This window comes from Paenibacillus amylolyticus (assembly GCF_050990605.1).
Classification (GTDB): domain Bacteria; phylum Bacillota; class Bacilli; order Paenibacillales; family Paenibacillaceae; genus Paenibacillus; species Paenibacillus amylolyticus_H.
The window spans coordinates 560,941-584,507 of the sequence record NZ_CP158832.1 but is presented as its reverse complement, the minus strand read 5'-3'; the positions used below and the strand labels follow the sequence as shown (position 1 = coordinate 584,507).

The following is a 23,567-nucleotide window of genomic DNA, read 5'->3' as shown; positions in this document are numbered from 1 at the left end:
GAAAATCTCATATTACCGATTTGTCTCCACCACAGATGTAGTTTCGCTCTCTGCATCCACGTTCAGACTCAGATCCAATGTTCCATCGCTTTCGCTTGCATAGCTGCTGTTTACGTTACGCTCGCTGTCTTTCACGCTGTTGCTGCGTTCAGATTGAGCCATTGTTGCACTCTCGCCTTCCGCATTCACGTTCAGACCCAGATCCAGTGCTCCGCGGCTTTCGTTCGCGAAATTACTGCTTGCGTTACGCTCACGGTCGTTCACGCTGTTGTTGCGTTCAGATTGAGCCATTGTTGCACTCTCGCCTTCCGCATTCACGTTCAGACCCAGATCCAGTGCTCCACGGCTTTCGTTCGCGAAATTACTGCTTGCGTTACGCTCGCTGTCTTTCACGCTGTTATTACGTTCAGATTGAGTCCATGTTGCACTCTCGCCTTCCGCTTTGGCGTTCAGACCCAGATCCAGTGCTCCGCGACTTTCGTTCGCGAAATTACTGCTTGCGTTACGCTCACGGTCGTTCACGCTGTTGTTGCGTTCAGTTTGAGTCATTGTTGTACTCTCACCTGCCGCTTTGGCGTTCAGACCCAGATCCAGTGCTCCGCGGCTTTCGCTCGCATAGCTGCTGTTTACATTCCGATCATCTCCGCCTCGTGAATAGTCGCTCATCGTTGTACCTTCTCCCGACACATTGGCATTCAAGCCAAGGCCCAGATTGCCAGAACTGCTACGCTCAGCAGTGTGGTCGGAAGAACGATCATTGTATCGGTTCGTGCTCTCTGAGGATAAGCCGGCATTGAGTCCAAGATCCAAATTCAATGCTCCGCTTGCACTGGAAGAACCTCCATGACTACCATGGTTACCGTAACCAGTGTCACGTTGTCCTGAAAGAAACGATCCCAGTTCCAGACGCAAACCTGCATTCAGATCCAGATTGCCACTGCTGTTATTGCTATAGCTATCTGCGTAAGTTGCCTGCGAAGCTCCCAGCAATCCAGCCACCAACGTACCCGACAATACCGACAATTTTACCCAACGATTCACTTTTTTCATGATTATATACACTCCTTCTCAATTTTGGTTGATTTAACGCCAATGTTGTCTATGAGAAAGAGGTATATTGCGGCGGCCGTCCCGGTGGTGCCTGTGACCATTGACTGAACCCATCCAGGCGTTCCATTCGGAAAGCAAAATCATAATCCGGCGTAACCAGACCTGTTGTTGCTCCCGGAAGTGCAGCTGCTGGAGAGGTTGCTCCACCTCCAGTTACACCTGATGCACCGGAGCTTGTCCCGGCGGAAGCATTCGCTGCTCCGGGAAAAGTTGCTGTAACAGACCAACTTGTTGGTCGTTCGGTGCGGGGCTGTAATGGAGATACCGCATCAGCATCTTCTTTTTTCAGATTGGTTTCCTGCTTACCCCGCACTTGTTCAGTGACAGATGATTTAGCAGCTGTCTGATCTACGAAAAATAACTCGTTATCAGGCAAATCTGCATTGACATCGGAATTCTGCGCCAGATCGGTTCCGTCCACAGGCAATGCCTGCGGGACAACAGGTTGTTCTGGACGTACTCCTGGTTCTGGGGTGACCTCAATCACGTTGCCCGTAACCTGAACCGCATCCTGCCCTTCCTCGTTGTTCTGTGATGAAACAGGATCTGTGAGTGCACTCGTATTGGAAGTTTCAACATTCGGTGTTTTGACCACCGCCTGTTGTTCCGGAGTGACTACAGGCCGTTCCGGCTTCACACTTGGAATCTCTACCTTTTCCTGATCAGGATTGAGTTCAGCGAATACATCTACAACTGGAACTTCTGCTTTCACAGATGGCAGCTGGACATTTCCCTTACTCAGATCCACAGAGGATGAGGAGATATTGACCGAAGTAACTTCAGGCCCATCCACCTTCACGGAAGGCAATTCAACCTTGCCCTGCCGAAGGTCCGTTTTCACAGCAGACGTCTCTGCCTTGATGACCTTGGGTACCTCTGCGGTAACGTCAGGCAAGGATGCTGTACCTTCGTTCAGGTTCACCTCACTGCTTGATACATCGGCTTTGATCAATGGCGTATCCGCCTGTACAGACGGCAGTTCGACGGTTCCCTTCTTCGTATCAGTTCCAGTCTCTGATGTTCCTGCCGATCCAAGCGGTGTATCTACTCTCAGCTCAGATACACTCAGCTTACCTGTCGATTCATTCGCTTTGATCGACGGAACTTCAACATCCAATAATGGTGTGGATACCGATACCGACGGAGTCAGGTTCAACCCGCCATCCGAATCGCGTGAAAGCAGATTTAGCGACAATCCGCTGGACGGTTTTTCAGAAGATATCTGAGCATCATCCGCATACACATGCGACGACCCAAACCCAAGCATCAAGGTCCCGGCAAGTATTGCAAGTGGTATGCTCCCAAGACGCACAATCGATTTTGGTAACTTTACATTCAAGTTGCTTCACCCCCTTTCCGCTACTGCGTTGGTGGGACAAGGCATATGAGTTTTCCCCTGGGAATAATTAGAATACAGGGATTTCTGCCTGTTCCTCATTAAACGTGAAGGCGTTTACTCAAACGCTTTGTAATCAAAAACTTAAAATTTGAAGTAAATTCAGATCAGCTTTTTCCCCCTTGCGTTTCATCAAATAAATCAAACCAAGCAAGGTCAGCAGAATGCCCGAACAGACAAAAGCGGCACTACTCCAAATGAGATGACCATGAATCCACCCACCACCGGGCCCATAATATTACTGGCTGTCATCACGCTGCCTACCGTTCCAAAGACCCTGCCGGTCATCGCCTCAGGTGTCTGCTCCTGTATCAGGATTTGGAAAGGTACAATCGCAAACCCAATTCCAACACCTGCCAAGGCAAAGAGGGATACTAACAGCAGATTGGCACCTAGCCCGGCATGCGGCCAAATTCCAACAATAACACCGGCTCCGCCGATCACCAGAACCATGAGTATGGTACCCAGACCCATTTTCAAAACATGCCCTGCATGCTTCCACTTCCGCACACTCATCGCTGCAATTAATGTACCTACACCACTGGCCGCTACGCACCATCCCAGCAGATCACTTGAAATTCCGGGAAGCTGTCTGAATAGCACCACGGTCTGTGAATCGGCAAATTGCAGAAAAAGTATGGCTGAAGCAAGCAAGATCAGAGACGTTCCTACCTGAGGGAGAGATGCGAGCATGCGGGTGCCCTCCTGTGTTTCCTTCCAAAAAGAGTTTTTGGGGCTGTTGTGAAGGCCCTCAGCTGTCTCTTCCTCTACCTCTGTTACGTTATAAATTGCAGATTGGATCACCCGAGTTCCCGGAATCCACAATAAAATGATGCCGGAGATCAGAAAAGACGCTGAATCCAGAACAAAATACCAGGTGATGCCAAAAGCGGCTACCAGCAGTCCACCAAGCGCTGGACCGATAATTTTGGACATCTGTTCAATGATCGAGCTGATGGATACAGCTTGCGCAAGCTGTTCGTGCGGTACAATTTCTTTGAGCTTTCCGTTTTTGGCAGGCGAAAAAATGACATCAAACAGGGATTTGAGGACAAGCAGTATGTAAACGTGCCAGATCTAATCAGCAAAAATCAATGCACCCACGATGAGAATCCGTGCACCATCGGATACAATCATCAGCCATTTTCGGTTCAGGCGGTCTGCAAGCGTGCCTGCGAATGGCCCTGTCAAAAGACTTGTGTGTCAGGCAGTACGATTCGCCAGACAGCTCAGGGCAACCAGGATGGTTGCATGGACGTTTGAGTTTAATTGGCATCGTCAATGCGTTTGAGAATCTTACATGTACACATCTCATTACCTCCATACCGAGTAAATTGAAAAGAAAAAGACGGCCTAAGCCGCCTGAATAATATCCATTTAATCATTTTCCCCTGAATTATATAGCCAATCATGGTGCTGAGGTGTATCATGATCCAAATCTTGCACATTTATAAATTCAGGCAGCATTGCCCTCACGCTCTCATCTTCTGAGCAACCGAAATAATAGAACAGTATTGTTTGCTCCTCTTTTGAGAATTGAGAAAAAAGAATTAGAGTATGCTCCGAATCCTTAGTTTTAAGATTAAGATTTCGAGAGTGCTTTTTAATCAGGTTTAACATGCAAACTATATTATTTAAATAATGAGCTATGCTAAACATAGGATCGTTTATAACTTTATTTACTCTAGAAATTAATTGTTCTTTGGTTTCGACATTAATTATCGCAGACATCATTGCTACATATTTACCATGAATAGCAGCCCTCCCACTTCCTGAATGAGAGGTTAGAGTTTGAATTATTGTATAGTGTAGATCTATCAACTTGAAAAATGTATTCTCAAAGCTCTGTTCTAGCATAATATTCTTCTGTCCTTCTAACTGATCCCCGTTTCGAGTCACCTCTTTTCTTTGCATCTCCAACTCTTTTCTTTGCAAAGATAACTCATATCTTTGTACATAAAGAGTATAAACCAATCCTCCGAAAGCGAATGCAGAAAACAACGCATTGACCGCTCCGAATGTATCTCCAAAAGTTCCCCTATCACTCCATTCATCAAAAAATGGATAAATCAACACGCCCGACAAAGCCCATATTATAAAAAAGGCTAGAAAAATTGATCGGAGTTTCCAAACAATAAAAGGTTTCTTCTTGTTCTCGTCCTTACTTGAGTCACCCTTTTCCAAGTCTTCTACGATAAATTTATTGTATAATTCATTAATCTTTTTTTTCATATGTATGACTCTCCTTTTATATGTTTGCTAGGAGGATTATACATAATCATCTAGATATTTACTATGAAATATTTCCAATGAGTTATTCATATCTATATAGACTGGTGAACTCAATACATAAAAAAAGAGCGACAATTTTGTCACTCGGTAATTACAATACTCGCGTCTTTAAAAGGAAATGCAGATTGGGCTAAATCATTCAGCACTTGAATCATTGAATCTGGAAACTTCTTTGTACCTTCAATATCCAGGCTGTAGTAGTGTGTTCCTCCCAAATCCATATTGAACTTATAATAAATCTTAATATCATTGCCATAAATAATTTTCATAAATCTCTTCAGAGAATTCCTGAAATTGGAATATTCTTCATCATCTATGCCATCTTCTAGACTCACCATAAAACTCAGTTTAAACTTAGGATCGATTCCTGGAAAATCCTCATTAATATGGATTGCCTCTAACACCGAATTATCTAATATTTTTACGTCTATGGATTTAGCATTATTTCTTTGGTTTGAAAGTTTAACTTCATCATCGTGTTTCTTTAATTCTTTAATGCCTTTTATGGCCCCGGTAACTTTATCATTATCTAAATATGAATCGTCCAACTTCAACCTTTTCTTTGCATACTCTAAAAATCTTTCAGAGTTATAAAGATAGAATTGCTTGCCTTTACATTCCTTTTTAAATTCATGGACTAGTTCAGGATGCGGGCCCTTTTTTTCTCCCTTAACCTTATAAACCCAGTCCTCTTTGCTGTCATCGGTTACCAGTATAACTGATTTTATGGAGTCTTCATCACGTGCTTTGTCCAGAATTTGTTGCCAATAAACAAGATCTCCATACTCATCTTTGTAAGTGACGCCGTTATGAAGAGTTGTCTCACCTTCCTTTTCTTTCAAATCCTTATATCCAGGAGGAATTTTCGCTTGATATCGAACGCTTCCAATTTCATAAAGCTCTTTTAATCTATCAGGAGTAAACGGAACTCCTACATTATTTCCAATTAAATGAGTTACTTTATTTTGAATTTCTAACAGGTCTGGTTGAGACTCATGCTGTTTTGACAGTTCCTCCTCTATATCTATTAGACATTGGTTCAGTATTCCTTCAATGCCTTCAGACTCTAGATTTGAATGCCTTAAACCTGCCAATTCATCAATTAGTTTACTAACAGATTCGTTACATTGTTCTTTGAACTTAGTGTATGCTTTCTTTTGATTATAAATCTCTTCGTGCAAATGTTTATGATACTCAAGAGCAACTTGGTGTGGTATCCAAATTCTTTCTTTGACATTTTCCATTATTTTGAGCATCGCTTCTCTTGAATCTTTTGGAAATCTATATAGATTAATAAGCATGTTGGCATCAAAAACAAACGTACACTCAGTCCATAATTCTTCAAACTCTCTCTCTGTCGGTGAGTAATATCCGGAAAATTCCTGTCGCATATATTAACCTCTTTCTGTACTAGATATCAAGAGGTGCATTTCGACAAAAAAAGTATAAATCCTTCTTTCAAAGAAAAAAGGGAGAACTCTTATCTCCTTTCCCCACAAACTGCACCCTTGACGATCCACGTCTAAGGACAATAGTCCCACAGCACAGCCGAGTCCAAGCGCGATAACGGGCACTAGGCACACCGGAGAGGGGTTAACCTCTCTATGTGCCTAGTGTATTGCTGTTTCACCGTCATTCGATTGCCAACATACCGTCAATTTACCGTCACTTTTCGGAGGGCCAAAGCATTCCACAATCCTTGAGTGTGTTGGCTATGCTTAGTAGCCCCTTGCTGATCCGTCTATCTACCGTTCTTTCACCCATGCCGCGCCCCTGAAAGAGTGCAACTGTATGTTTGCGGCGGGTCGATTTAATGTACTGGTGTGTAATGATATCCCGAGCCTCTTTATCCAAGATGGCATCAATGGCCGCATTCACCACGTCAACTTGATTTTCATAAGCAGTGTACGTGGCATGTTGATCTGGAGTCAATACTGTCACTTTACCAAAACTTCCATCGATGCAAGCCACTGGTGATAATCCACCGTCAGTAGCTCAACAACCCGATTGATTCATAAGTCGTTTGTTCTCAACATACAAGACGGTGCATTCATGCTGCCAATAAGCGACATCACGATTCAGTGATTCTACCTTCTCTTGTTGTATGTCCATATGAGAAGCAGACTCCCTATCTTGGTTGTACAATGCCTCTCTGTTGCTATCAGCCAAAGCTTTATACTTGTCCAGCTGGTGAAGCAGAGTACAGAACAATTCATAATCGGATTCATCGAATCGTTCCTTCGCCAGTGTATCCAATTTAGCTTGTACATCCTTTAATATCGGTGCTGTCATTTCCCCACCGCCTCAGACTGATGCAACTCCTTAGAATGGGTAGTGCGGCGGAAAGTGTGACAAATGTAATCTCCCATGGCGTTGTATTCCAGCGGATACCCACGAGGGTCAGGATTGCGAGCAGATGCAGCCAATCCCCCAGATTGGAAATGGCCTGTGCCAACATCAATGTTACAAAAGATCGGTTATTCTTCAGCGGTCGATGTCCTTCAAACGTTAATTGACTCAACCTCCTGCCAGAGACGGAGAAGAAGCGGCATCTGCAGGATGATTTTTCCCCAAGATGAATGATCAAATTTTAAATGCTAAAAATGCAAATCTTGTGACATATCGCATGTTTTTCGTAGAAATAGAAGTTTACAATTAAACCATGGCGACAACCTGAATCGTCGAACATAACAACCAACTTATATAAGTTGAAATAAACTTTTACATGAACAGCATAACGATGGGGATAACAGTGATTGGAAGGTTGTTCTGTCCTCGTAGTGGTAGGTTGTCTTTATCATTTCAACTTATAAAACTAATCTGAAAAGGCGGGATCAGCATGCTGGAATTAGAAGAAATCGGAACCGAACGTTCACTTCATCTGTACCGCACCTTGGCCCAGACATTCAAGAGCGTGAATGAACACGCTGTATCCGGAAGCAAAGTGCATGGCTTCAACCCCACCGCATACGGGGTGCTCGAAGTGTTATATATGAAAGGAGCACAGCCGATTCAACAGGTTGGCGCACAACTTCTGCTGCAAAGTGGGAATGTGACCTATGTGATTGATAAGCTGGAGCAAAAAGGATTGTTGCACCGCAAACATTGTCCGCAAGACAGACGGATCATCTTTGTGGAACTGACTGAAGAAGGGAAGCGTACGATGGATGACATCTATCCAGGCTATGCGTTAAAGATCGATCGGGCTGTAAGTGGACTGAGTGAGGAAGACAAGGAATTGCTGTCCGAACTCTTGGGAAGGCTTGCACATTCTGCAGACCGTTTATCAGCGAACAGCTAGACCATTCTTTGCACGCGTGCCATCAACAAAAATAACCGGATTTGCCTGACATCGGCGAATCCGGTTTTTCATATATTTTTCGTATATATATCTTCTTTTTATTTTGAGCCTTGTGGCTGCGGTGGAGCATCTGCATCTTCGGGTACGATTAAACGTTTGCGTAGAGCAAGCGTCGTTACCCATGAAACCAGTGCAATGACAAACATGATGACAAACAGGGAATGTAAGCTTCCTTCCAGCACGCTCCGCAGTAGCGCCCACTTGTCATCCGTTAGCGCTGCATCCGTGTGTGGTGCGAGCAGTTCGTTCAGATCACTCTCCGATATTCCTGCCTCCGCCAGATTCTGTTCACTCGATAACGTGGAGATCCGATAATTCAACCATGTCCCAAAAGCCGCTGCACCAATCGTCTGTCCCAATGTACGCATGAACGTGTGTAGTGCGGTAGAGGAACCACGTTCCTTATATCCTACGGATGACTGCGAAATAATGGTAAAGATCGTAAACGCAAATCCGAAGCCGAGACCATAAATAAAGGTCAAAATAAATAGCACAGCCTGCGGGGATGTCCCACCCACCAGAAAGAGTCCACCCGAACCGATCGCAATGCCGGTTAAACCAATCAATGCGGTCAACCGTGATCCAATTTTCATCAACAGGCGGCCTGCGAGCACACTACCAATGAGCCAACCGACTGACATCGGCGCGAGTAGCAATCCGGATTCCGTCGCATTTCCCCCCCGAACCCCCTGCACCCAGAGCGGCAAATAACTGGTCAGGCCGATCATCAGGGTACTGGTCAGCAGTCCGGCAATATTCGCCACACGGATGTCCCGAATTCGGAACAAATGTAGTGGAACCATAGGGGCCTGAGCTCTTTTTTCCACCACAAAAAATAAAATAATAAATAGAGCGGCAACCACACTCAGTCCAACAATCAACGGGGAACTCCATGCATAATACTGCCCACCTGCCGACAGGACAAATAACAATGCGGTAATGCCCACCGTGAAGGTCAGCGCACCGACATAGTCAATTTTGGCTGTACGTGGAGAGATATCTTCCTTCAGATAACGAAATACAAACCACATCGCGAGCAGACCAAATGGCACATTAAAACCAAAGATCCACTGCCAGCCAAGATTGTCTACAAAATAACCGCCAAGCAGCGGTCCCGCCAGAGAGGAAATGCCCCAAACGGAGCTGATCCAGCCCTGGATTTTGCCACGTTCTTCAATGGAGTAGATGTCCCCAATAATCGTAAATGTAACAGGAACCACCGCACCCGCACCAATCCCCTGAATAGCACGAAAAATAATCAATTGTTCCATGTTCTGCGACAGACAGCACAGGAGTGAACCCAGTAAAAATAAGGCACAGCCAATTAGAAATACAGGCTTTCGTCCATACAAGTCACTGATTTTACCGAAAATGGGCGTACTCACCGCCATCGTCAGCAGGTATGCGGTGAAAATCCAGCTCAGCAGCTGTACACTCCCCAACTCACTGACAATGGTCGGTCCTGCCGGACCAATGACGGTGCCTTCAATCGCTGACAGAAATGTCGCGAGTAACAGCCCCGTCAAGATGAAACTGCGCTTCAAACCTCCAGTTGCATTCACAAAAACCCTTCTCTCTTTTACTTACCTTTTTTACGAAGGAACTCATCATACAACATCGAATACATCACCATATCCTTGTATCCGGTAGATGTATGTTGTACCTGACGCAGCAGCCCTTCTCGCGTGAAGCCGCAGTTTGTTAGGAACTCGCCGGAAGGCAGATTACGCGGATCAACCAGCGCTTCAATTCGATTAAGCCCCATGGTCTCATACCCGAAGGGCAGCAATGCAGAGAAAGCCTCCGTCATATAACCGTGGCGCCAATAATCACGTCCCAGCTCATAACCGATCTCACCCCGGAATGCGCCTTCAAGCTGCCATGTGTTAAATCCACAGCTGCCGATGAGCTTACCTGTTTCTTTGAGTTCGATCCCCCAGCGGATCGCATCCTCTTCTCCTGCCATTTGGTTAAGAAGTCCAATCATGTCCGCCGCTTCGCTTGTCCCAATCATGGGTGCAAGATTCATGTAACGGGTCACCTCACGATCTGACCAGCATGCGAACATCTGGGCCGCATCCCGGCGACGCATTTTACGCAGACGAAGCCGCGCAGTCTCCATTTCGGGAATTCTTCCTTTGCATTTATACATATAAAGACACTCCGATCCGATCTATCTCCGCAGATCATAAGATTCACTAGTCATCTAATCATAACCTGAGCCGAATGGCAACTGTTCAGTCATGGACACACGTCAAAAAACCGGGCCAATGTCGCTCCCGGTCTTGTTGTCCGTATCGTTCCATTCAAGTTGGGATGAATCGCATCATCGTGCTTGTCCGATTGAATTTTAGGCTTTGGACGTTTTCTTGTCCTTCGCCAGCAATTCATCGCTAACTCGACCAAGTACGGTGGTGATTTCCTTGAATTCTTCAATACCAGTCCCGGTTAGGCTCCATTGGTCCCCGTGGGCGGTCAAGAAGTTTTCCTGCGTCAGGTGTTCAAGCTCCTGCTTGATCTCCCGCTCTCCAACGCGATATCCCCGTTCTTCCAATAGGGGCAGCGCCTCGCTAACGTTCAAATCCTGATTTTGGGCGAAATATAGTAGATGAATCCGTACAAATAGATTCTGTACCTCTGCATGCATAAGCCAAGCTCCTTCCCGGGTTGTAGCCCTCCGTGGTTGCTAAGTAATTACCCCATGCAAGAAGCAGAGAAACAGGAGGATTCTTCAGGTATTCCCTTCCCTTTCCGAAATCCTCCGCTTGACTAACCGCATCCTCTGCACTATCTTGAAAATAAGTACCATTTTGCTCGGGAGGGTGATTTACCATGTTTCAAGCTGTTTCCTATGAAGGAACACGAAGTGAGCAGCACACCGCCGTCCTGGGACAGTTAAGTGCTCTGATCCGCGATGAACCTAGTGCGATTGCCAATCTGGCGAACGCTGCTGCGCTGCTCAATGTATTTATGACCGACACCAATTGGGTCGGCTTCTATCTGTATGATGGAAAAGAACTGGTCCTCGGGCCATTCCAAGGACTGCCTGCCTGTATCCGAATTCCACTGGGACGTGGTGTATGCGGCACATCTGCTGCGGAAAAACGTACCCTTGTCGTTGACGATGTTCATGCCTTCCCAGGCCACATTGCCTGTGATGCAGCATCGAACAGTGAGATTGTCGTACCTATTATAAAAAATGGCGAACTGTACGGGGTGCTGGATATCGACAGCCCGATCAAAAACCGTTTTGACGACGAAGACCGCGTCTTCCTGGAAAAAGCCGTAAGCCTGCTCACAGAGCAGTTGGAAGCAAGCATACCCCTTTAGGAAATGATGAATACGGTGATCGGAGTCTCATCACACACGATGATGAAGAACCCGTAATAACAAAGAGCGCAGTCCTCTTAGAGGTCTGCGCTCTTTGTTATCCATTATGATTCACACCCATGTTCTTGCTCGCCCATGTTACTTTATGCATCTAGGATAAATCATGTTCCGCTTTAATCATCATCCCATCCCGCAGGAATTCAGCCAGCCTCGGGTGATAACCATCGTACATCTGACGGAAATTTTTGTGCTCAACATACAGATTGGCCAAATCACGATAGATCTCAGCAGTGGGTGTATAATAACCTTTGATCCATTCAAGATGCCTGTCAATAATCCGTTGCACTTTCGCACTACCGGGTTCCAATCCATCCTCAATGGCCTGTTGCAAGTCGAGATGGACCTGATCAATTTTCGCCTGGGAATCCAGATAATCTTCCTTTGACTTCAACTCCTGATTTTCAGGCAATATGGATGAATTGGAAGATTGGATGTCGGACCTCTGGACACCCTCTGTCCGCACACGATTCATATCATTATTGACTACAGGGTTAGAACCCGATTCATTCAGCAACTGGTGATGCCCCTTATTTACAAAACCAATATACAGCTCATGTTCATCAAGCTCATGTTCACCTTGCAAATAAGAGATCGTTTTGTCCAGTGTCTGGATCAATCCATGCAGACGGAGTGCCTTCTCCAGAATCTCAATGCGATGCTGCTGCATGATGCGAATGACATCCTGTGGATTGTCCCGGAGCATCGGTGCAATCTCATTCTCCTTCATGCCTACTTCCTTACAGAAAAGGATTTGCTGGAGTCTCAGCAATTCCTGCTTTTCATAATAGAGGTCCTCATCTAAACCCCCAAAGGCCGGATTCAGAAGACCCGTCTCTGCATACTGGCTCAGTTCGTTCAGACTTACGCCTGACATTCCCGATACGTCAACCATGGAATACGCCATTTGAATACACCTCCTGCCTGTCCTGCAACTACAGAGTTCAGGCTTAATTCATACTGCATTTTATTTGAATAATGAGAGAATATAAGACTTTCGGCAATGCTGTACCGCTTCATTCCGCTCGTGCTCTGGATGGGTACATCATGCTTCGGTGATATGAGCGGCGTTTGGTCAGTTATGTTGCGGTATGTTAAGTATGTTATACCCGTCTCATCAGATGTGAACCCGCAGTCAGTGAAGAATCCGTATGTATTTTTAAAAACTTTTTCATTGATCTTCATCTTAAAAAAACCTGTGCCATTATTCTGGCACAGGCGCTTCTGGTTATGTTTGTATTAGCATACAGTATATTGAGCAAAAGAATGGAAGCGAATCACCCTTTGTTAAACATGACAAACTTCAATTCCGTCATTTCTTCTACCGCATATTTTACTCCTTCACGTCCAATCCCACTTTGTTTCACCCCACCATAAGGCATGTGATCAACTCGGAACGTGGGAATATCATTAATCATCACTCCACCTGCTTCGATCTGATCGACAGCATGGAGGGCGGTATGAATATCGTTTGTAAATACGCCTGCCTGAAGTCCGTATATCGAATCATTAACATGTTCAATACCCTCTTCAACGGAATCCACCGTATTGATAACTACGATGGGTGCAAACACTTCCTGACAGGATACTTTGGCATCACGTGGAACGTTAACCAGCACCGTTGGTCGCAGAACGCCTCCTTCAGCTTGACCGCCTGCGACCACTTCAGCCCCGGCCTGTTTAGCTTCTTCAATCCAGCCGAGTGTACGCTGTACATCCTTGGAGCTAATCAGCGCAGAGACCACCGTATCCGGGCTCAGCGGGTCTCCAACCACCACTTGTTTAGCGGCTTCAGCGAAACGCCGGATGAATTCTTCCGAGATATCACGATGTACGTAAATTCGCTGTAGTGAGATACATACCTGTCCCTGATACGTGAAAGCACCCGTTACACAACGAGGAACCACTTTGTCCAGATCTGCGTCCTTATCCACGATCACCGCTGCATTCGACCCAAGCTCCAATGTCACACGTTTTAGTCCTGCTTTGCTACGAATGCTCGTGCCTACCGCTGGACTGCCTGTAAACGTAATGTGGGCAACACGAGGGTGTTCAACAAGCACATCCCCAATGGTTTTGCCGTCACCACTCACCACGTTCAGTGCACCATCCGGCAATCCGGCTTCCTGAAGCAGATTAGCGATGTAATAGGAGGACAGGGGTGTCTGCTCCGCAGGTTTGAGAACAATCGTATTGCCTGCTGCCAACGCTGGGCCTACCTTGTGGGCTACCAGGTTCATTGGAAAATTAAACGGCGTTATCGCTCCTATGACGCCTAGAGGTTGTCGCATCGTATAGCCGATTCGCCCTTCTCCACCTTTGGCTGCATCCATCGGAACCGTCTCTCCGGTCAGCCGCTTGGCTTCTTCGGCGGCAAAACGATACGTTTCCACCGTACGGTCAACCTCGGCCAGTGCTGCGGTAATCGGCTTCGCCGCTTCAAGCGCAATGATTCGCGCTGCTTCTTGCTTGCGTTCTTCAAGCATGGAGGACAACTTGTACAGGATATCTGCACGCTGATGTGCAGGCATCTGGCGCATTGCCTTCCCAGCCTGAACCGCAGCTGCAACAGCAGCCTCCGCTTCCTCGGCTGAAGCCGACGAGACTTCTGCCAGCGTTTCTCCGGAGTATGGTGCTTGAAGGGTTTTATAATCTACGGATTCGGTCGGATTGCCACCGATAAACAAATGTTGTTTTTTCATATGCTGCATCCTCCATCCAATCATGACTATAATAATATGACGATATACTACCTTATCTATTTATACACTATTTCCGTGCCGTCCACCCATTACGGTATTCGGCAATCATGGCTTGTAACGTGCCTGATAAGACATTGTTGCGACCTTGAGCCGCAGCGATACAAAGGATTCTAGCGCCTACTTCACCGTCAGGACGGGGCATTCAGCATGTTTTAACACCCCATGGCTGACACTGCCTATGATCATCTCTGCGAGCACGCCTTTCCCGCCTGTCCCCATCACGATCATTTCACAATCTCGTTCACGTGCCACACGGCAGATCTCATGAACGGGATCACCGGCAATTAGCAGTGTTTCATATGCCACATCGCGTCCAGACAACTGTCTGGTCACCGGTTCGATAATATGTTGCCCTTCTTCGGCAATCCGAGCCTCCAGATCAATACCCAAGGCAGGTTCATTCATAGAAATGGCAGGATTAACATGCACGATCAACAAACTTGCGGGTTGTTTCATATCCTCAGCAAGAGTCAGTGTTTGCTCCAAAGCCTGATGCGCATGATCCGAACCATCAACAGCAACCAATATACGTTTCAGCATTGCAATTCCTCCTCTGAATTAATGCGATGTAATGGCGGAATCAATATCCCGCAGGTGACGACGGCGTACCAGCAGTACCACGACACCAATCAGAACCATGAGTGCGCCAAAATAAAACGGCGTTTCCGGCAGGAACCATTCAGATAATTTACCTGCAAGCCATGGTGCAAGTGCACCACCCATGAAACGAACGAAGCTGTATGCAGCAGAAGCAACCGAACGCTCCACGGGTGCAGCTTCCATAACCGCTGTTGTAATCAATGTGTTGTTAATCCCAAGGAAAATCCCTGCCACAATGACTGCCACAATAACGGTAGTTGGTGAACCCATCACTGTACCAATGGCCATAACAACCAGATCCATCGCGAACAATGTAAGCATGACACTCATGGACGGAACCGATCCGAATCGGCGTTGTAATCTTGGTGCGACGAATACAGACGTAATCGCCAGCATCAGTCCCCAGCCAAAGAATACGTAACCCAACCCGTGCTCATCCAGATTCATGACATATGGTGAATAAGCCATCAAGGTAAAGAAACCAAAGTTATACAGGAAGGCGGTAATCGCCAATGTTTTCAGTGAAGGATAGCTTAATGCTTTGAACGGATCGGACAACGAACTGCGTGTTTTCGGTTTGGCCATCTTGGGCAGCATAAATGTAATACTGATAAACGCAATGGCCATCAGCACAGCCACGCCATAGAACGGGCCACGCCAAGAGATGGAACCCAGTTCACCACCAAGTAGCGGACCAACCGCAATCCCGAGACCAAGTGCTGCTTCGTACAAAATAATGGCCTTGGCTGTCCCTGATGTGGACAGTCCCACAATGGCAGATAACGCGGTTGCGATGAACAAGGCATTCCCCAGTCCCCAACCGCCACGGTAACCAACCAGTGCACCTACGGTGTCTGAGGTACCGCCGAGGAATGAGAAGATAATAATCAACAATATGCCGCTAAGCAGCGTCCATTTCACACCGATGCGGCTGGATACGACACCCGTAATCAGCATCGCTACCCCGGTTACAGCGTTATAGCTGGTAAATAGCAGTGACACCTGGCTTTTGGAAGCATGCAGCTGATCTGCAATTGCCGGCAGGATCGGGTCAACCAGACCGAGACCCATAAAGGATATGATACATGCAAAGGCGACCGCCCATACCGCTCTCGGTTGAGACAGCAAGCCCCCACGGGATGACGGCAATTCGTCCGGTAATGATGGCTCTCTTTTCATACGTAATTCCTCCTGTGAATGATTTATGTGGTGAAAATTTTCATTTGAAAATGACCGTGAAAACAATGAAAACATTTTATACATTTTCATAATTAGAGGTGACAAAACGGCACAAATGACACCGAAACATCCGGTGTTTGTACAGGATCGCCACAGGTACTATGGTGTCACACCATGTAGCTATGATGTGTATACAGTTTTGTTTATTAAACCCTAGATGCTAATATGGTTACCCGTCTTCCTCACTCTGCGGATCATGTGCCTGTAACTTCTGAATACCGCTCCGAACACGTTCACGCAGCTCTTCCAGTTCAGCCTGAACGGCATGTATGCTCTGAAGTTTCTGCTCGATCAGTTGCAACTGACCATCCAGCGTTGTTTCCATCGTGGTCAGCTTCTCAATCCGTTCTCTCACTTCGGTTGTCTGCTGGTAGTCAAAACGTTGTTCGTTCAAGGCATCTGCTGTTGCCACATAGGTATGTAACTCCTGAAGGGAGAATCCAAGTACCTCTTTGGCGCGAACCACCTTCTTCAGATAATCGATATCCTCCCGAGTGTACAACCGCGTCCCGCCATCTGTCCGCTGAGGTGAAGGCATGACCCCAATCTCTTCATAATACCGAATGGTTCGCTTGGTCAAACCACATTCCTTGGCTACGTCGTCGATTTTATATAAACTCATTTCCCCTACCTCTTCCATATGTCTATAACGTTATATAAATAATTATATATATAATTAACGTTAACGTCAACGTCAGATTTTTAACATGGATTCTTAGCGAGTCAAACATCGCCTTCCATTCTCTAATTTGAACACAAAAAGACCCGCTTTACACACGAGTCTTTCTCTCTACACGATTCATTCATTTTACCTTAGACGTTCTGCTCATCCTGTTGCTGTTGCTGTTGCGCCCGCTGCATTTGCTTCAACCGGCCTTCAACTCTGGTAAACAATCTGAACGTATAGAACCCTGTTGCCACCAGACTCAGCACCAAAGCTCGTACATCTGTCAGCCAAAAACCGATAATGCCGAATATCGTAATAATCACACCAAATTGCATCATCAGGTTGGCGCTATAACTTTGCGCTTCGTCCCACAACTCGGGATTACTCATTGCGCGCGGGGTCCGATACCCATATATCCCGTTAATCATTTTCGGTGGTTTTTTGAACACCATCAACCCCAGAATGAAATAACACACTCCGATAATGATCCCTACTACTGCTCCTGCCAAAACGTTCTCCCCTTCACTGTTGTCTTCGATAGACCTGCTTACACTGACACTACGATGACAGAATGACCTAAAAAATATAAAAACGGCTCTACGTATATACGAAGAGCCGCCTGGATCGTTTCGTAAAATTAGATATCCTTCACACGAAGTACACGCATGGCGTTCAAGACAGCAAGCACCGTGACACCCACATCGGAAAATACTGCTTCCCACATGGTAGCTATGCCAAACACACCGAGTAGCAGGAAGATCGCTTTAACCCCCAAAGCAAACGCGATATTTTGCCATACAATCATTCGTGTACGCTTCGCAATGCGGATTGCACTCGCTAGTTTCGACGGTTCATCGGTCATGATCACCACATCTGCCGCTTCAATCGCAGCATCCGAGCCGAGTCCACCCATCGCTACGCCCACGTCGGCGCGTGCCAGCACAGGTGTATCGTTAATGCCATCACCGACAAACACCATTTTCTCCTTCGGAGATTTGGCAGCTTCCAGTTGCTCCAGTCGTTCGACTTTATCCTGTGGCAACAATTCAGCGTAGACCTCATCCACACCCAGCTCGCGTCCTACCGCTTCACCCACGGCTTTGGCATCTCCTGTCAGCATGACCGTTTTGCGGATACCGAGCTTCTTCAGCGCCTGGATGGCAGCAGCTGCATCGTCCTTCACTTCATCGGCAATGATCAGATGACCAACATACGCGCCAGCTTCAGCAACGTGGACGATCGTTCCAGCCGTCTCTGGTGTGATGTAGGATATACCTGCCTGCTTCATTAATTTGGCGTTACCTGCCAGCACTTCCCGACCGTCCACGCTCACCTTGATCCCGTGTCCGGCAACTTCATCATAACCTTCCACACCTTGCGTGGGAATGGCTTTGGCCCAAGCTGCGCGAATGGATTCGGCAATCGGATGATTGGAATTGGCTTCAGCAATAGCTGCGAGCTTCATCAGTTCTTCTTCCGTGCGTCCCACTTCGGGACGAATGGCTGTTACTTTGAATACACCTTTGGTTAGTGTACCCGTTTTATCAAAAACAACGACTTTCACATCGTTCAATGCTTCAAGATAATTACTGCCTTTGACAAGAATCCCGTTACGTGAAGCTGCTCCGATACCACCAAAGAATCCAAGCGGAATAGAGACCACCAGCGCACAAGGGCATGAGATAACCAGGAAGACCAATGCTCGATAGATCCAATCGGCAAATGTTGCACCACTAAGTATCAACGGCGGAACAAATGCTATCACGGCTGCAAGGATCACAACAACCGGTGTGTAATAACGGGCAAATTTACTAATAAAATGTTCTGTTTTCGCTTTCCGGCTGCTCGCGTTCTGCACCAGGTCCAAAATCTTGGATACCGTTGATTCACCAAACGTTTTGGTAACTTCAATTGTCAGCAAGCCGTTCTTGTTCACAAATCCACTCAGTACATCACTTCCGGGCTCCAGCTCACGAGGTACCGATTCACCTGTCAGAGCAGAAGTGTCCACCATGGAACGCCCAGTTCTAACGATACCATCCAGCGGCACTCGCTCTCCTGCTTTCACGACAATACGATCACCAATCCGTACGTCTTCTGGAGATACACGCCGGGTCTCGTCACCCGAACCCGTCAGGATATTGGCGTAATCCGGCCGAATGTCCATGAGCGCTTGAATAGACTTGCGTGACCGATTAACCGCCATGCCTTGAAATAGCTCCCCGAGCTGATAGAAGAGCATGACCGCTACCCCTTCCGGATACTCTCCAATCGCAAAGGCACCCAAGGTAGCAACGGACATCAGGAAGTATTCATCGAATACCTGACCGCGGATGATGTTTTTGGACGCCTGGAGCACGATGTCTCCCCCGGCAATCAGATAAGCGAGCACATAGAGAGCAAATTGCGCCCAGCCATCCAGCGGCGACCAGATCGCAGCTGCGAGCAACACAGAACCGGCAGCAAGACGAGCAAGCAATACTTTCGTCTGTCCTGCACCATGTTCATGGGAGTGGCCTGCATGGGCATCATCATGGGAATGGCTGTGATCATGTCCAGCATGACTTCCGTGCTCATGCACATGACCATGTACGTGGCCCTCTGAGTCTCCGTCGTGATCATGAGTTTGCGAGTGTTTGCCATGTGAATGTGAGTGTCCATGATCATGTCCAGTATGTTCATGACTGTGGTTATGCGCACCAGTCGCACTCCCTGTATGGGTGTGCACATGACCGTTCACCTGTTTTCCTTTTTCCGAAATGCGAATATGCGGCTCCAGCCGAAGCACTTTGCGCTTTGCTTCATTCACTACCTGTTCATCCATGTCGGAAGTGGTGTGTAGCGATAATGTTTTGGTAACAAAATTGACAGAGCATTCGTTAATGCCCTTAATTTTTTTGACGCCATTTTCGATTTTTAATGCGCAGTTCGCACAATCCAGTCCATCAAGCAGCAGTTCTCTTTTCACCTGTTCCTGTCCGGTTCCCATGTGAATTCTCCCCTTTGCAGTACAAAAACAATGTTATCATCCAATTACTTTCAATATATGAGCACTCATTCATATGTTTGGTTACCCCTATTATATGCACGCCTAAACATGAGTGTCAACAATCGCTGTTGATTTTTCATACAGATTATGCTAATAGTAATCATTTCGCTTTAGGCGGGTTTTGGATATAATAGAGCTATAGTTGTTAACATAGGCGGTGATAGGAAATGGAACAACCGGTTAAAGCACCAAGCGAATGTGATGCAGCCTGCTCAGGTACTGAAGCGGATGTGCAGACGATTCGCACTTCACTCATAGATCGGGATACCTCTTCCGAGATGGCAGATTGGTTCAAGGCATTCAGCGACCCAACACGTCTACGTATTATTGATGCGCTGTTACAGAAGGAATTATGTGTTCATGACCTGACGGTTCTGCTCGACATGGGACAGTCGGCCATTTCACACCAGCTGCGTTCACTCCGCAACATGCGGATCGTCAAGCGGCGCAAGGAAGGCAAGACCGTGTACTACTCTCTGGATGATACTCATATTGAGCAGATTTTCCTGCAAACGCTCCAGCATATTAAACACAGCTAGGCAGCAGCCAAGCTTGTTCATGCAGAAGAACCCCCGTCTCTCGGCTGTATGCCGATGGACGGGGGTTCTTCTTGGTAAGGATACCGTTTTACAAAGTGACTAAATCTTCTGATTACCGATCCATTGGAGCTTGCCACTTCGGTTACAAAAGATTGTTCTTGTTTGGATCGTACAGGCCGGATCTGTCCTTGAACCAGTTGAAGATATGCGATACACATACTTTCAGCACCGCGTATCCTGGAACAGCGAGCAGAATACCCACGACCCCAAACAGATTACCCGAAGTCAGAATGACAAAGATAATCGTAATCGGATGAATCTTCAGCGTTTTGCCCATGATCTGTGGAGAGATGAATTTACCTTCAATTAACTGCACGATTGTCCATACGGCAACCATCTTCAGCAGCATCACTGGCGAAGTGACCAGAGCCACGATCAACGCAGGTGTAATCGCAATTGCAGGTCCCAGATATGGAACAACACTCGTGAACGACGCAATAATGGCGAGAATCAGTGCATAGTCCAGACCAATAATCATATAACCGATGTAGAGCAGGATACCGATGCAGAAGCTGACGATAATCTGTCCACGAATGAATGAACTGATCTGGTGATTGATGTCTTCCAGCACATGCATTGCACCCGTACGGCTCTTGATTGGCAGGAAAGACAGAATTTTCGCTGGCAGCTTCTTACCGTCTTTCAACAGATAGAACAGAATGAACGGAACCGTTACGATAGACAGCACGGTCTCCGTGAAAGCGCCGAGGAATCCGCCCAATTTGGTCCAGGTCGAGTTCAGAATTTCAGTAGCCTTTTGGGAGATTGTTCCCCACCAGTCCTGCGAATTCAGATTCACCGTCTCCTGAAACTGACTAAACAGTTGGCTTCCCGTGAGTTCCTCGAACTGGTGTTTTACCGTTTCGCTGTATGTTGGGAAATTTTCGATCAGCCCCATAATCTGGTTCCGTACAACCGGAATGACTGCCAGCACTACGACGGTCAGAATGCCTCCAATCGCAAGATACAGGATCAGAATGGACCAGCCGCGCTTGAGTTTCCATCTTTCCATCACATCCACAATTGGATTCAGCAGATAGTAAAGTATGCCTGACAGAATAATCGGTAGCACAATGGTTTTGATGAGTACTGCGAGCGGATGAAGAACAAAGGATACTTTGGTCAGAACCATGACGTTCAGTCCCACCAACAGCAGAATTAGCAGAAATAGCACAAACTTGTTGTTAAGAAAAAATCGCTTGAACCGCTCCGGCCAAACGCGGGGTTGCTCAGGTTGCTCCATAGGCGTGTCGTCCTCTCTTATGACCCTTAATCAAAACTTAACTATAAAGCTAGATAAATGCCCATACACACGAATAAAAAATACCTTGTACAAGCCAACATATGTATAACACTCTGGATTTATACGTATGGTGCTGATTAACCGTTTCAAATTAAACCGATAAAGTCATTTTACCCCAAAATGAGTCTTCTGCCCCACACGAATCCTTTGCAAATTCTCCCTATTAAAAAATAGGCTCGCCTCACTGGGAGACGAACCGTAAATTTGCATTTATACCTTACATTCAATCCATATTTTATGCTTAAAATTCAAGATTAGGCTTTTCCCGCCAATTGTGCGATTAACTCATAGGAATGCAGGCGTGCCTTATGGTCATAGATCATTGACGTAATAATCAGCTCATCTGCCTGCGTCTGCCGAATGAAGGATTCCAGCTGTCCACGTACGGTTTCCGGGGAACCATTAACGGCAGCCTTCAGCGTCTGCTCCACACCAGCCTTCTCACGGTCCGTCCATTTGCCTTCCATCTCTGCTGGAGGCTGTACCAATCCCGTTGTGCCGCGAATAATATTCAGGAACTGCTGTTGCATCGTTGTGCCCAGCCATGCTGCTTCCTCGTCTGTATCCGCAACAACAGCGTTAACCCCAACAATCACATGTGGTTCCTTCAAACTGTCAGATGGTTGGAAATTGTTTCGATACGTCTCCAGTGCAATCCGTGTGTAATCAGGCGAGAAGTGGCTGGCAAAAGCAAACGGCAATCCCAGCTGACCTGCCAGACGTGCACTGAAATCACTGGACCCCAGCAGATAGATTGGAATATTCAATCCTTCTCCGGGAACTGCGCGAACAGGTGCATGATAAGATGTCGCTGAAGCATCAAAGTATGCTCTAAGCTCTGCCAACAGTTCCGGGAAATCTTCCCCGCTGTTCAGATCTTTGCGCAGTGCCAGCGATGTACGACGGTCACTTCCGGGTGCACGACCCAGTCCCAGATCGATTCTGCCAGGATACAGGGACTCCAGAGTACCGAACTGTTCAGCGATAACAAGCGGTGCATGGTTAGGGAGCATGATGCCTCCTGAACCCAGACGAATCGTGTTGGTGCCACCAGCCAGATACCCAATAACGACCGAAGTTGCGGAAGAAGCAATACCCGGCATGTTGTGATGTTCAGCTACCCAGTAACGGTGATATCCCCAACGCTCAGCATGCTGTGCCAGATCCAGACTATTGCGCAAAGCATCAGCTGGTGTTGCACCTACAACGACGGGAGCCAAATCCAGGATGGAAAGCTTAACGTCATTGATGTGTTCTTTATGGGATGAAGCCGTATTTTCTGTAGTCATTATCGTTTAATCTCCTCGATGATTATATTTTTGTATATCCAGATATATAGATTAATTAAATCGAAATTGGATATGGTGTTGTTGATAAACTAGCCGTTTGCATCCGGACGGAATCCCTGCCTGCATGTGCATCCTAGCTTCCGTTCCGGCATCCGGCTTATAACTCGTTCTGCACGTACTCGGCAAACTGACGGATCGTCTCTTCGTTGCGCCGATAATACGTCCATTGTCCTCTGCGCTCGGAGAGCAGCAACCCTGCCTTGAGCATCGTCAGCAGATAACTGGATATAACCGACTGAGCCAGTCCAGCCTTCAGTTGAATCGTGCCAACACAGATACCGTTCTTGCCACCATCCGGATGCTGAGATAGTTCCAGCGGTGGAAAGTGTTGCTCCGGGTTTTTGAGCCACAACAAGATTTGCCTACGTGTCTCGTTTGATAGTGCTTTGAATATAAGTATAGGTTCCATGGGTACGATTATACCCCCTTTCAACCATTTTGCAAACACATGAA

The 23,567-nt window shown here is 46.8% G+C and carries 25 protein-coding genes; 3 read left to right on the top strand and 22 right to left on the bottom strand.

Annotation, left to right across the window (positions count from 1 at the left end):
• Positions 1 to 12: 12 nt before the first annotated feature.
• From ABTV53_RS02745 to ABTV53_RS02710, 8 genes are all read right to left on the bottom strand, one after another.
• Positions 13 to 1,050 (bottom strand): hypothetical protein, encoded by a 1,038-nt coding sequence (locus ABTV53_RS02745; protein ID WP_433750347.1) that lies wholly within the window; start codon positions 1,048 to 1,050, stop codon positions 13 to 15.
• A 49-nt stretch (positions 1,051 to 1,099) separates the two neighbouring features.
• Entirely contained in the window at positions 1,100 to 2,449 is a 1,350-nt protein-coding gene (locus tag ABTV53_RS02740) for a hypothetical protein (RefSeq protein ID WP_433750344.1), read from the bottom strand.
• 213 nt (positions 2,450 to 2,662) lie between these two features.
• Positions 2,663 to 3,535, bottom strand: coding sequence for an MFS transporter (locus ABTV53_RS02735; protein ID WP_433754021.1), 873 nt, complete (start codon positions 3,533 to 3,535; stop codon positions 2,663 to 2,665).
• A gap of 348 nt (positions 3,536 to 3,883) precedes the next feature.
• A complete protein-coding gene (locus ABTV53_RS02730) occupies positions 3,884 to 4,738 on the bottom strand; it encodes a hypothetical protein (RefSeq protein WP_433750341.1) in 855 nt (284 codons plus the stop codon).
• A gap of 140 nt (positions 4,739 to 4,878) precedes the next feature.
• Positions 4,879 to 6,189 carry a PIN domain-containing protein gene (locus tag ABTV53_RS02725; protein ID WP_433750338.1) on the bottom strand — a complete coding sequence of 437 codons (1,311 nt, stop codon included), beginning with the start codon at positions 6,187 to 6,189 and terminating at the stop codon, positions 4,879 to 4,881.
• A gap of 274 nt (positions 6,190 to 6,463) precedes the next feature.
• On the bottom strand, positions 6,464 to 6,769 hold the full coding sequence (locus ABTV53_RS02720) for a hypothetical protein (RefSeq protein WP_433750335.1): 306 nt from the start codon (positions 6,767 to 6,769) through the stop codon (positions 6,464 to 6,466).
• Positions 6,770 to 6,793: 24 nt separating this feature from the next.
• On the bottom strand, positions 6,794 to 7,090 hold the full coding sequence (locus ABTV53_RS02715; protein WP_433750333.1) for a hypothetical protein: 297 nt from the start codon (positions 7,088 to 7,090) through the stop codon (positions 6,794 to 6,796).
• Positions 7,056 to 7,319: a hypothetical protein gene (locus ABTV53_RS02710; protein ID WP_433750331.1), complete on the bottom strand. Its 264-nt coding sequence runs from the start codon at positions 7,317 to 7,319 to the stop codon at positions 7,056 to 7,058. The genes ABTV53_RS02715 and ABTV53_RS02710 overlap by 35 nt, the downstream gene beginning before the upstream one ends.
• A gap of 318 nt (positions 7,320 to 7,637) precedes the next feature.
• On the opposite strand from ABTV53_RS02710, the gene ABTV53_RS02705 reads away from it, so the two are divergent.
• Positions 7,638 to 8,099, top strand: coding sequence for a MarR family winged helix-turn-helix transcriptional regulator (locus ABTV53_RS02705; protein ID WP_433750328.1), 462 nt, complete (start codon positions 7,638 to 7,640; stop codon positions 8,097 to 8,099).
• Positions 8,100 to 8,197: 98 nt separating this feature from the next.
• Here the strand turns inward: ABTV53_RS02705 and ABTV53_RS02700 are convergent, their stop codons facing one another.
• From ABTV53_RS02700 to ABTV53_RS02690, 3 genes are all read right to left on the bottom strand, one after another.
• Positions 8,198 to 9,703 carry an MDR family MFS transporter gene (locus ABTV53_RS02700; RefSeq protein WP_433754019.1) on the bottom strand — a complete coding sequence of 502 codons (1,506 nt, stop codon included), beginning with the start codon at positions 9,701 to 9,703 and terminating at the stop codon, positions 8,198 to 8,200.
• A 35-nt stretch (positions 9,704 to 9,738) separates the two neighbouring features.
• A complete protein-coding gene (locus tag ABTV53_RS02695) occupies positions 9,739 to 10,311 on the bottom strand; it encodes a GNAT family N-acetyltransferase (protein WP_433750325.1) in 573 nt (190 codons plus the stop codon).
• A 198-nt stretch (positions 10,312 to 10,509) separates the two neighbouring features.
• Positions 10,510 to 10,806, bottom strand: coding sequence for a hypothetical protein (locus tag ABTV53_RS02690; protein ID WP_339239393.1), 297 nt, complete (start codon positions 10,804 to 10,806; stop codon positions 10,510 to 10,512).
• 185 nt (positions 10,807 to 10,991) lie between these two features.
• On the opposite strand from ABTV53_RS02690, the gene ABTV53_RS02685 reads away from it, so the two are divergent.
• Complete coding sequence (locus tag ABTV53_RS02685; protein ID WP_433750321.1) at positions 10,992 to 11,489, top strand: GAF domain-containing protein; 498 nt, start codon at positions 10,992 to 10,994, stop codon at positions 11,487 to 11,489.
• 151 nt (positions 11,490 to 11,640) lie between these two features.
• Here the strand turns inward: ABTV53_RS02685 and ABTV53_RS02680 are convergent, their stop codons facing one another.
• The 8 genes from ABTV53_RS02680 to ABTV53_RS02645 form a co-directional block, all read right to left on the bottom strand.
• A complete protein-coding gene (locus ABTV53_RS02680; protein ID WP_433750319.1) occupies positions 11,641 to 12,453 on the bottom strand; it encodes a MerR family transcriptional regulator in 813 nt (270 codons plus the stop codon).
• A complete protein-coding gene (locus ABTV53_RS02675) occupies positions 12,411 to 12,731 on the bottom strand; it encodes a hypothetical protein (protein ID WP_433750316.1) in 321 nt (106 codons plus the stop codon). Before ABTV53_RS02675 ends, ABTV53_RS02680 begins: the two co-directional genes overlap by 43 nt.
• A 92-nt stretch (positions 12,732 to 12,823) precedes the next feature.
• Positions 12,824 to 14,248 carry an aldehyde dehydrogenase family protein gene (locus tag ABTV53_RS02670; protein WP_433750313.1) on the bottom strand — a complete coding sequence of 475 codons (1,425 nt, stop codon included), beginning with the start codon at positions 14,246 to 14,248 and terminating at the stop codon, positions 12,824 to 12,826.
• Between the two features lie 177 nt (positions 14,249 to 14,425).
• Positions 14,426 to 14,848, bottom strand: coding sequence for a universal stress protein (locus tag ABTV53_RS02665; protein WP_433750311.1), 423 nt, complete (start codon positions 14,846 to 14,848; stop codon positions 14,426 to 14,428).
• Positions 14,849 to 14,866: 18 nt separating this feature from the next.
• A complete protein-coding gene (locus tag ABTV53_RS02660; protein ID WP_433750308.1) occupies positions 14,867 to 16,087 on the bottom strand; it encodes an MFS transporter in 1,221 nt (406 codons plus the stop codon).
• A 229-nt stretch (positions 16,088 to 16,316) separates the two neighbouring features.
• Positions 16,317 to 16,769, bottom strand: a complete 453-nt coding sequence (locus tag ABTV53_RS02655; protein WP_433750305.1) for a MerR family transcriptional regulator — start codon at positions 16,767 to 16,769, stop codon at positions 16,317 to 16,319.
• A 191-nt stretch (positions 16,770 to 16,960) separates the two neighbouring features.
• The gene (locus ABTV53_RS02650) at positions 16,961 to 17,323 is read right to left on the bottom strand and encodes an SdpI family protein (RefSeq protein ID WP_433750302.1); all 363 of its coding nucleotides are present in this window, start codon (positions 17,321 to 17,323) and stop codon (positions 16,961 to 16,963) included.
• Between the two features lie 128 nt (positions 17,324 to 17,451).
• Positions 17,452 to 19,803 (bottom strand): heavy metal translocating P-type ATPase, encoded by a 2,352-nt coding sequence (locus tag ABTV53_RS02645; RefSeq protein ID WP_433750299.1) that lies wholly within the window; start codon positions 19,801 to 19,803, stop codon positions 17,452 to 17,454.
• 227 nt (positions 19,804 to 20,030) lie between these two features.
• On the opposite strand from ABTV53_RS02645, the gene ABTV53_RS02640 reads away from it, so the two are divergent.
• Positions 20,031 to 20,402, top strand: coding sequence for an ArsR/SmtB family transcription factor (locus ABTV53_RS02640; RefSeq protein WP_433750296.1), 372 nt, complete (start codon positions 20,031 to 20,033; stop codon positions 20,400 to 20,402).
• Positions 20,403 to 20,544: 142 nt separating this feature from the next.
• On the opposite strand, the gene ABTV53_RS02635 is transcribed toward ABTV53_RS02640, so the two are convergent.
• From ABTV53_RS02635 to ABTV53_RS02625, 3 genes are all read right to left on the bottom strand, one after another.
• Positions 20,545 to 21,705, bottom strand: a complete 1,161-nt coding sequence (locus ABTV53_RS02635; RefSeq protein WP_433750293.1) for an AI-2E family transporter — start codon at positions 21,703 to 21,705, stop codon at positions 20,545 to 20,547.
• A gap of 314 nt (positions 21,706 to 22,019) precedes the next feature.
• Positions 22,020 to 23,054, bottom strand: a complete 1,035-nt coding sequence (locus ABTV53_RS02630; RefSeq protein WP_421885455.1) for an LLM class flavin-dependent oxidoreductase — start codon at positions 23,052 to 23,054, stop codon at positions 22,020 to 22,022.
• Positions 23,055 to 23,211: 157 nt separating this feature from the next.
• Positions 23,212 to 23,523: an ArsR/SmtB family transcription factor gene (locus tag ABTV53_RS02625; RefSeq protein WP_017690814.1), complete on the bottom strand. Its 312-nt coding sequence runs from the start codon at positions 23,521 to 23,523 to the stop codon at positions 23,212 to 23,214.
• Positions 23,524 to 23,567 lie beyond the last annotated feature (44 nt).

Bases quoted from the DNA above. Each gene is read 5' to 3' on its own strand.
- ABTV53_RS02745 (WP_433750347.1), bottom strand. From the start codon at position 1,050: ATGAAAAAAGTGAATCGTTGGGTAAAATTGTCGGTATTGTCGGGTACG.
- ABTV53_RS02730 (WP_433750341.1), bottom strand. From the start codon at position 4,738: ATGAAAAAAAAGATTAATGAATTATACAATAAATTTATCGTAGAAGAC.
- ABTV53_RS02725 (WP_433750338.1), bottom strand. From the start codon at position 6,189: ATGCGACAGGAATTTTCCGGATATTACTCACCGACAGAGAGAGAGTTT.
- ABTV53_RS02715 (WP_433750333.1), bottom strand. From the start codon at position 7,090: ATGACAGCACCGATATTAAAGGATGTACAAGCTAAATTGGATACACTG.
- ABTV53_RS02705 (WP_433750328.1), top strand. From the start codon at position 7,638: ATGCTGGAATTAGAAGAAATCGGAACCGAACGTTCACTTCATCTGTAC.
- ABTV53_RS02695 (WP_433750325.1), bottom strand. From the start codon at position 10,311: ATGTATAAATGCAAAGGAAGAATTCCCGAAATGGAGACTGCGCGGCTT.
- ABTV53_RS02690 (WP_339239393.1), bottom strand. From the start codon at position 10,806: ATGCATGCAGAGGTACAGAATCTATTTGTACGGATTCATCTACTATAT.
- ABTV53_RS02685 (WP_433750321.1), top strand. From the start codon at position 10,992: ATGTTTCAAGCTGTTTCCTATGAAGGAACACGAAGTGAGCAGCACACC.
- ABTV53_RS02680 (WP_433750319.1), bottom strand. From the start codon at position 12,453: ATGGCGTATTCCATGGTTGACGTATCGGGAATGTCAGGCGTAAGTCTG.
- ABTV53_RS02675 (WP_433750316.1), bottom strand. From the start codon at position 12,731: ATGAAGATCAATGAAAAAGTTTTTAAAAATACATACGGATTCTTCACT.
- ABTV53_RS02670 (WP_433750313.1), bottom strand. From the start codon at position 14,248: ATGAAAAAACAACATTTGTTTATCGGTGGCAATCCGACCGAATCCGTA.
- ABTV53_RS02665 (WP_433750311.1), bottom strand. From the start codon at position 14,848: ATGCTGAAACGTATATTGGTTGCTGTTGATGGTTCGGATCATGCGCAT.
- ABTV53_RS02660 (WP_433750308.1), bottom strand. From the start codon at position 16,087: ATGAAAAGAGAGCCATCATTACCGGACGAATTGCCGTCATCCCGTGGG.
- ABTV53_RS02655 (WP_433750305.1), bottom strand. From the start codon at position 16,769: ATGAGTTTATATAAAATCGACGACGTAGCCAAGGAATGTGGTTTGACC.
- ABTV53_RS02645 (WP_433750299.1), bottom strand. From the start codon at position 19,803: ATGGGAACCGGACAGGAACAGGTGAAAAGAGAACTGCTGCTTGATGGA.
- ABTV53_RS02640 (WP_433750296.1), top strand. From the start codon at position 20,031: ATGGAACAACCGGTTAAAGCACCAAGCGAATGTGATGCAGCCTGCTCA.
- ABTV53_RS02635 (WP_433750293.1), bottom strand. From the start codon at position 21,705: ATGGAGCAACCTGAGCAACCCCGCGTTTGGCCGGAGCGGTTCAAGCGA.
- ABTV53_RS02630 (WP_421885455.1), bottom strand. From the start codon at position 23,054: ATGACTACAGAAAATACGGCTTCATCCCATAAAGAACACATCAATGAC.
- ABTV53_RS02625 (WP_017690814.1), bottom strand. From the start codon at position 23,523: ATGGAACCTATACTTATATTCAAAGCACTATCAAACGAGACACGTAGG.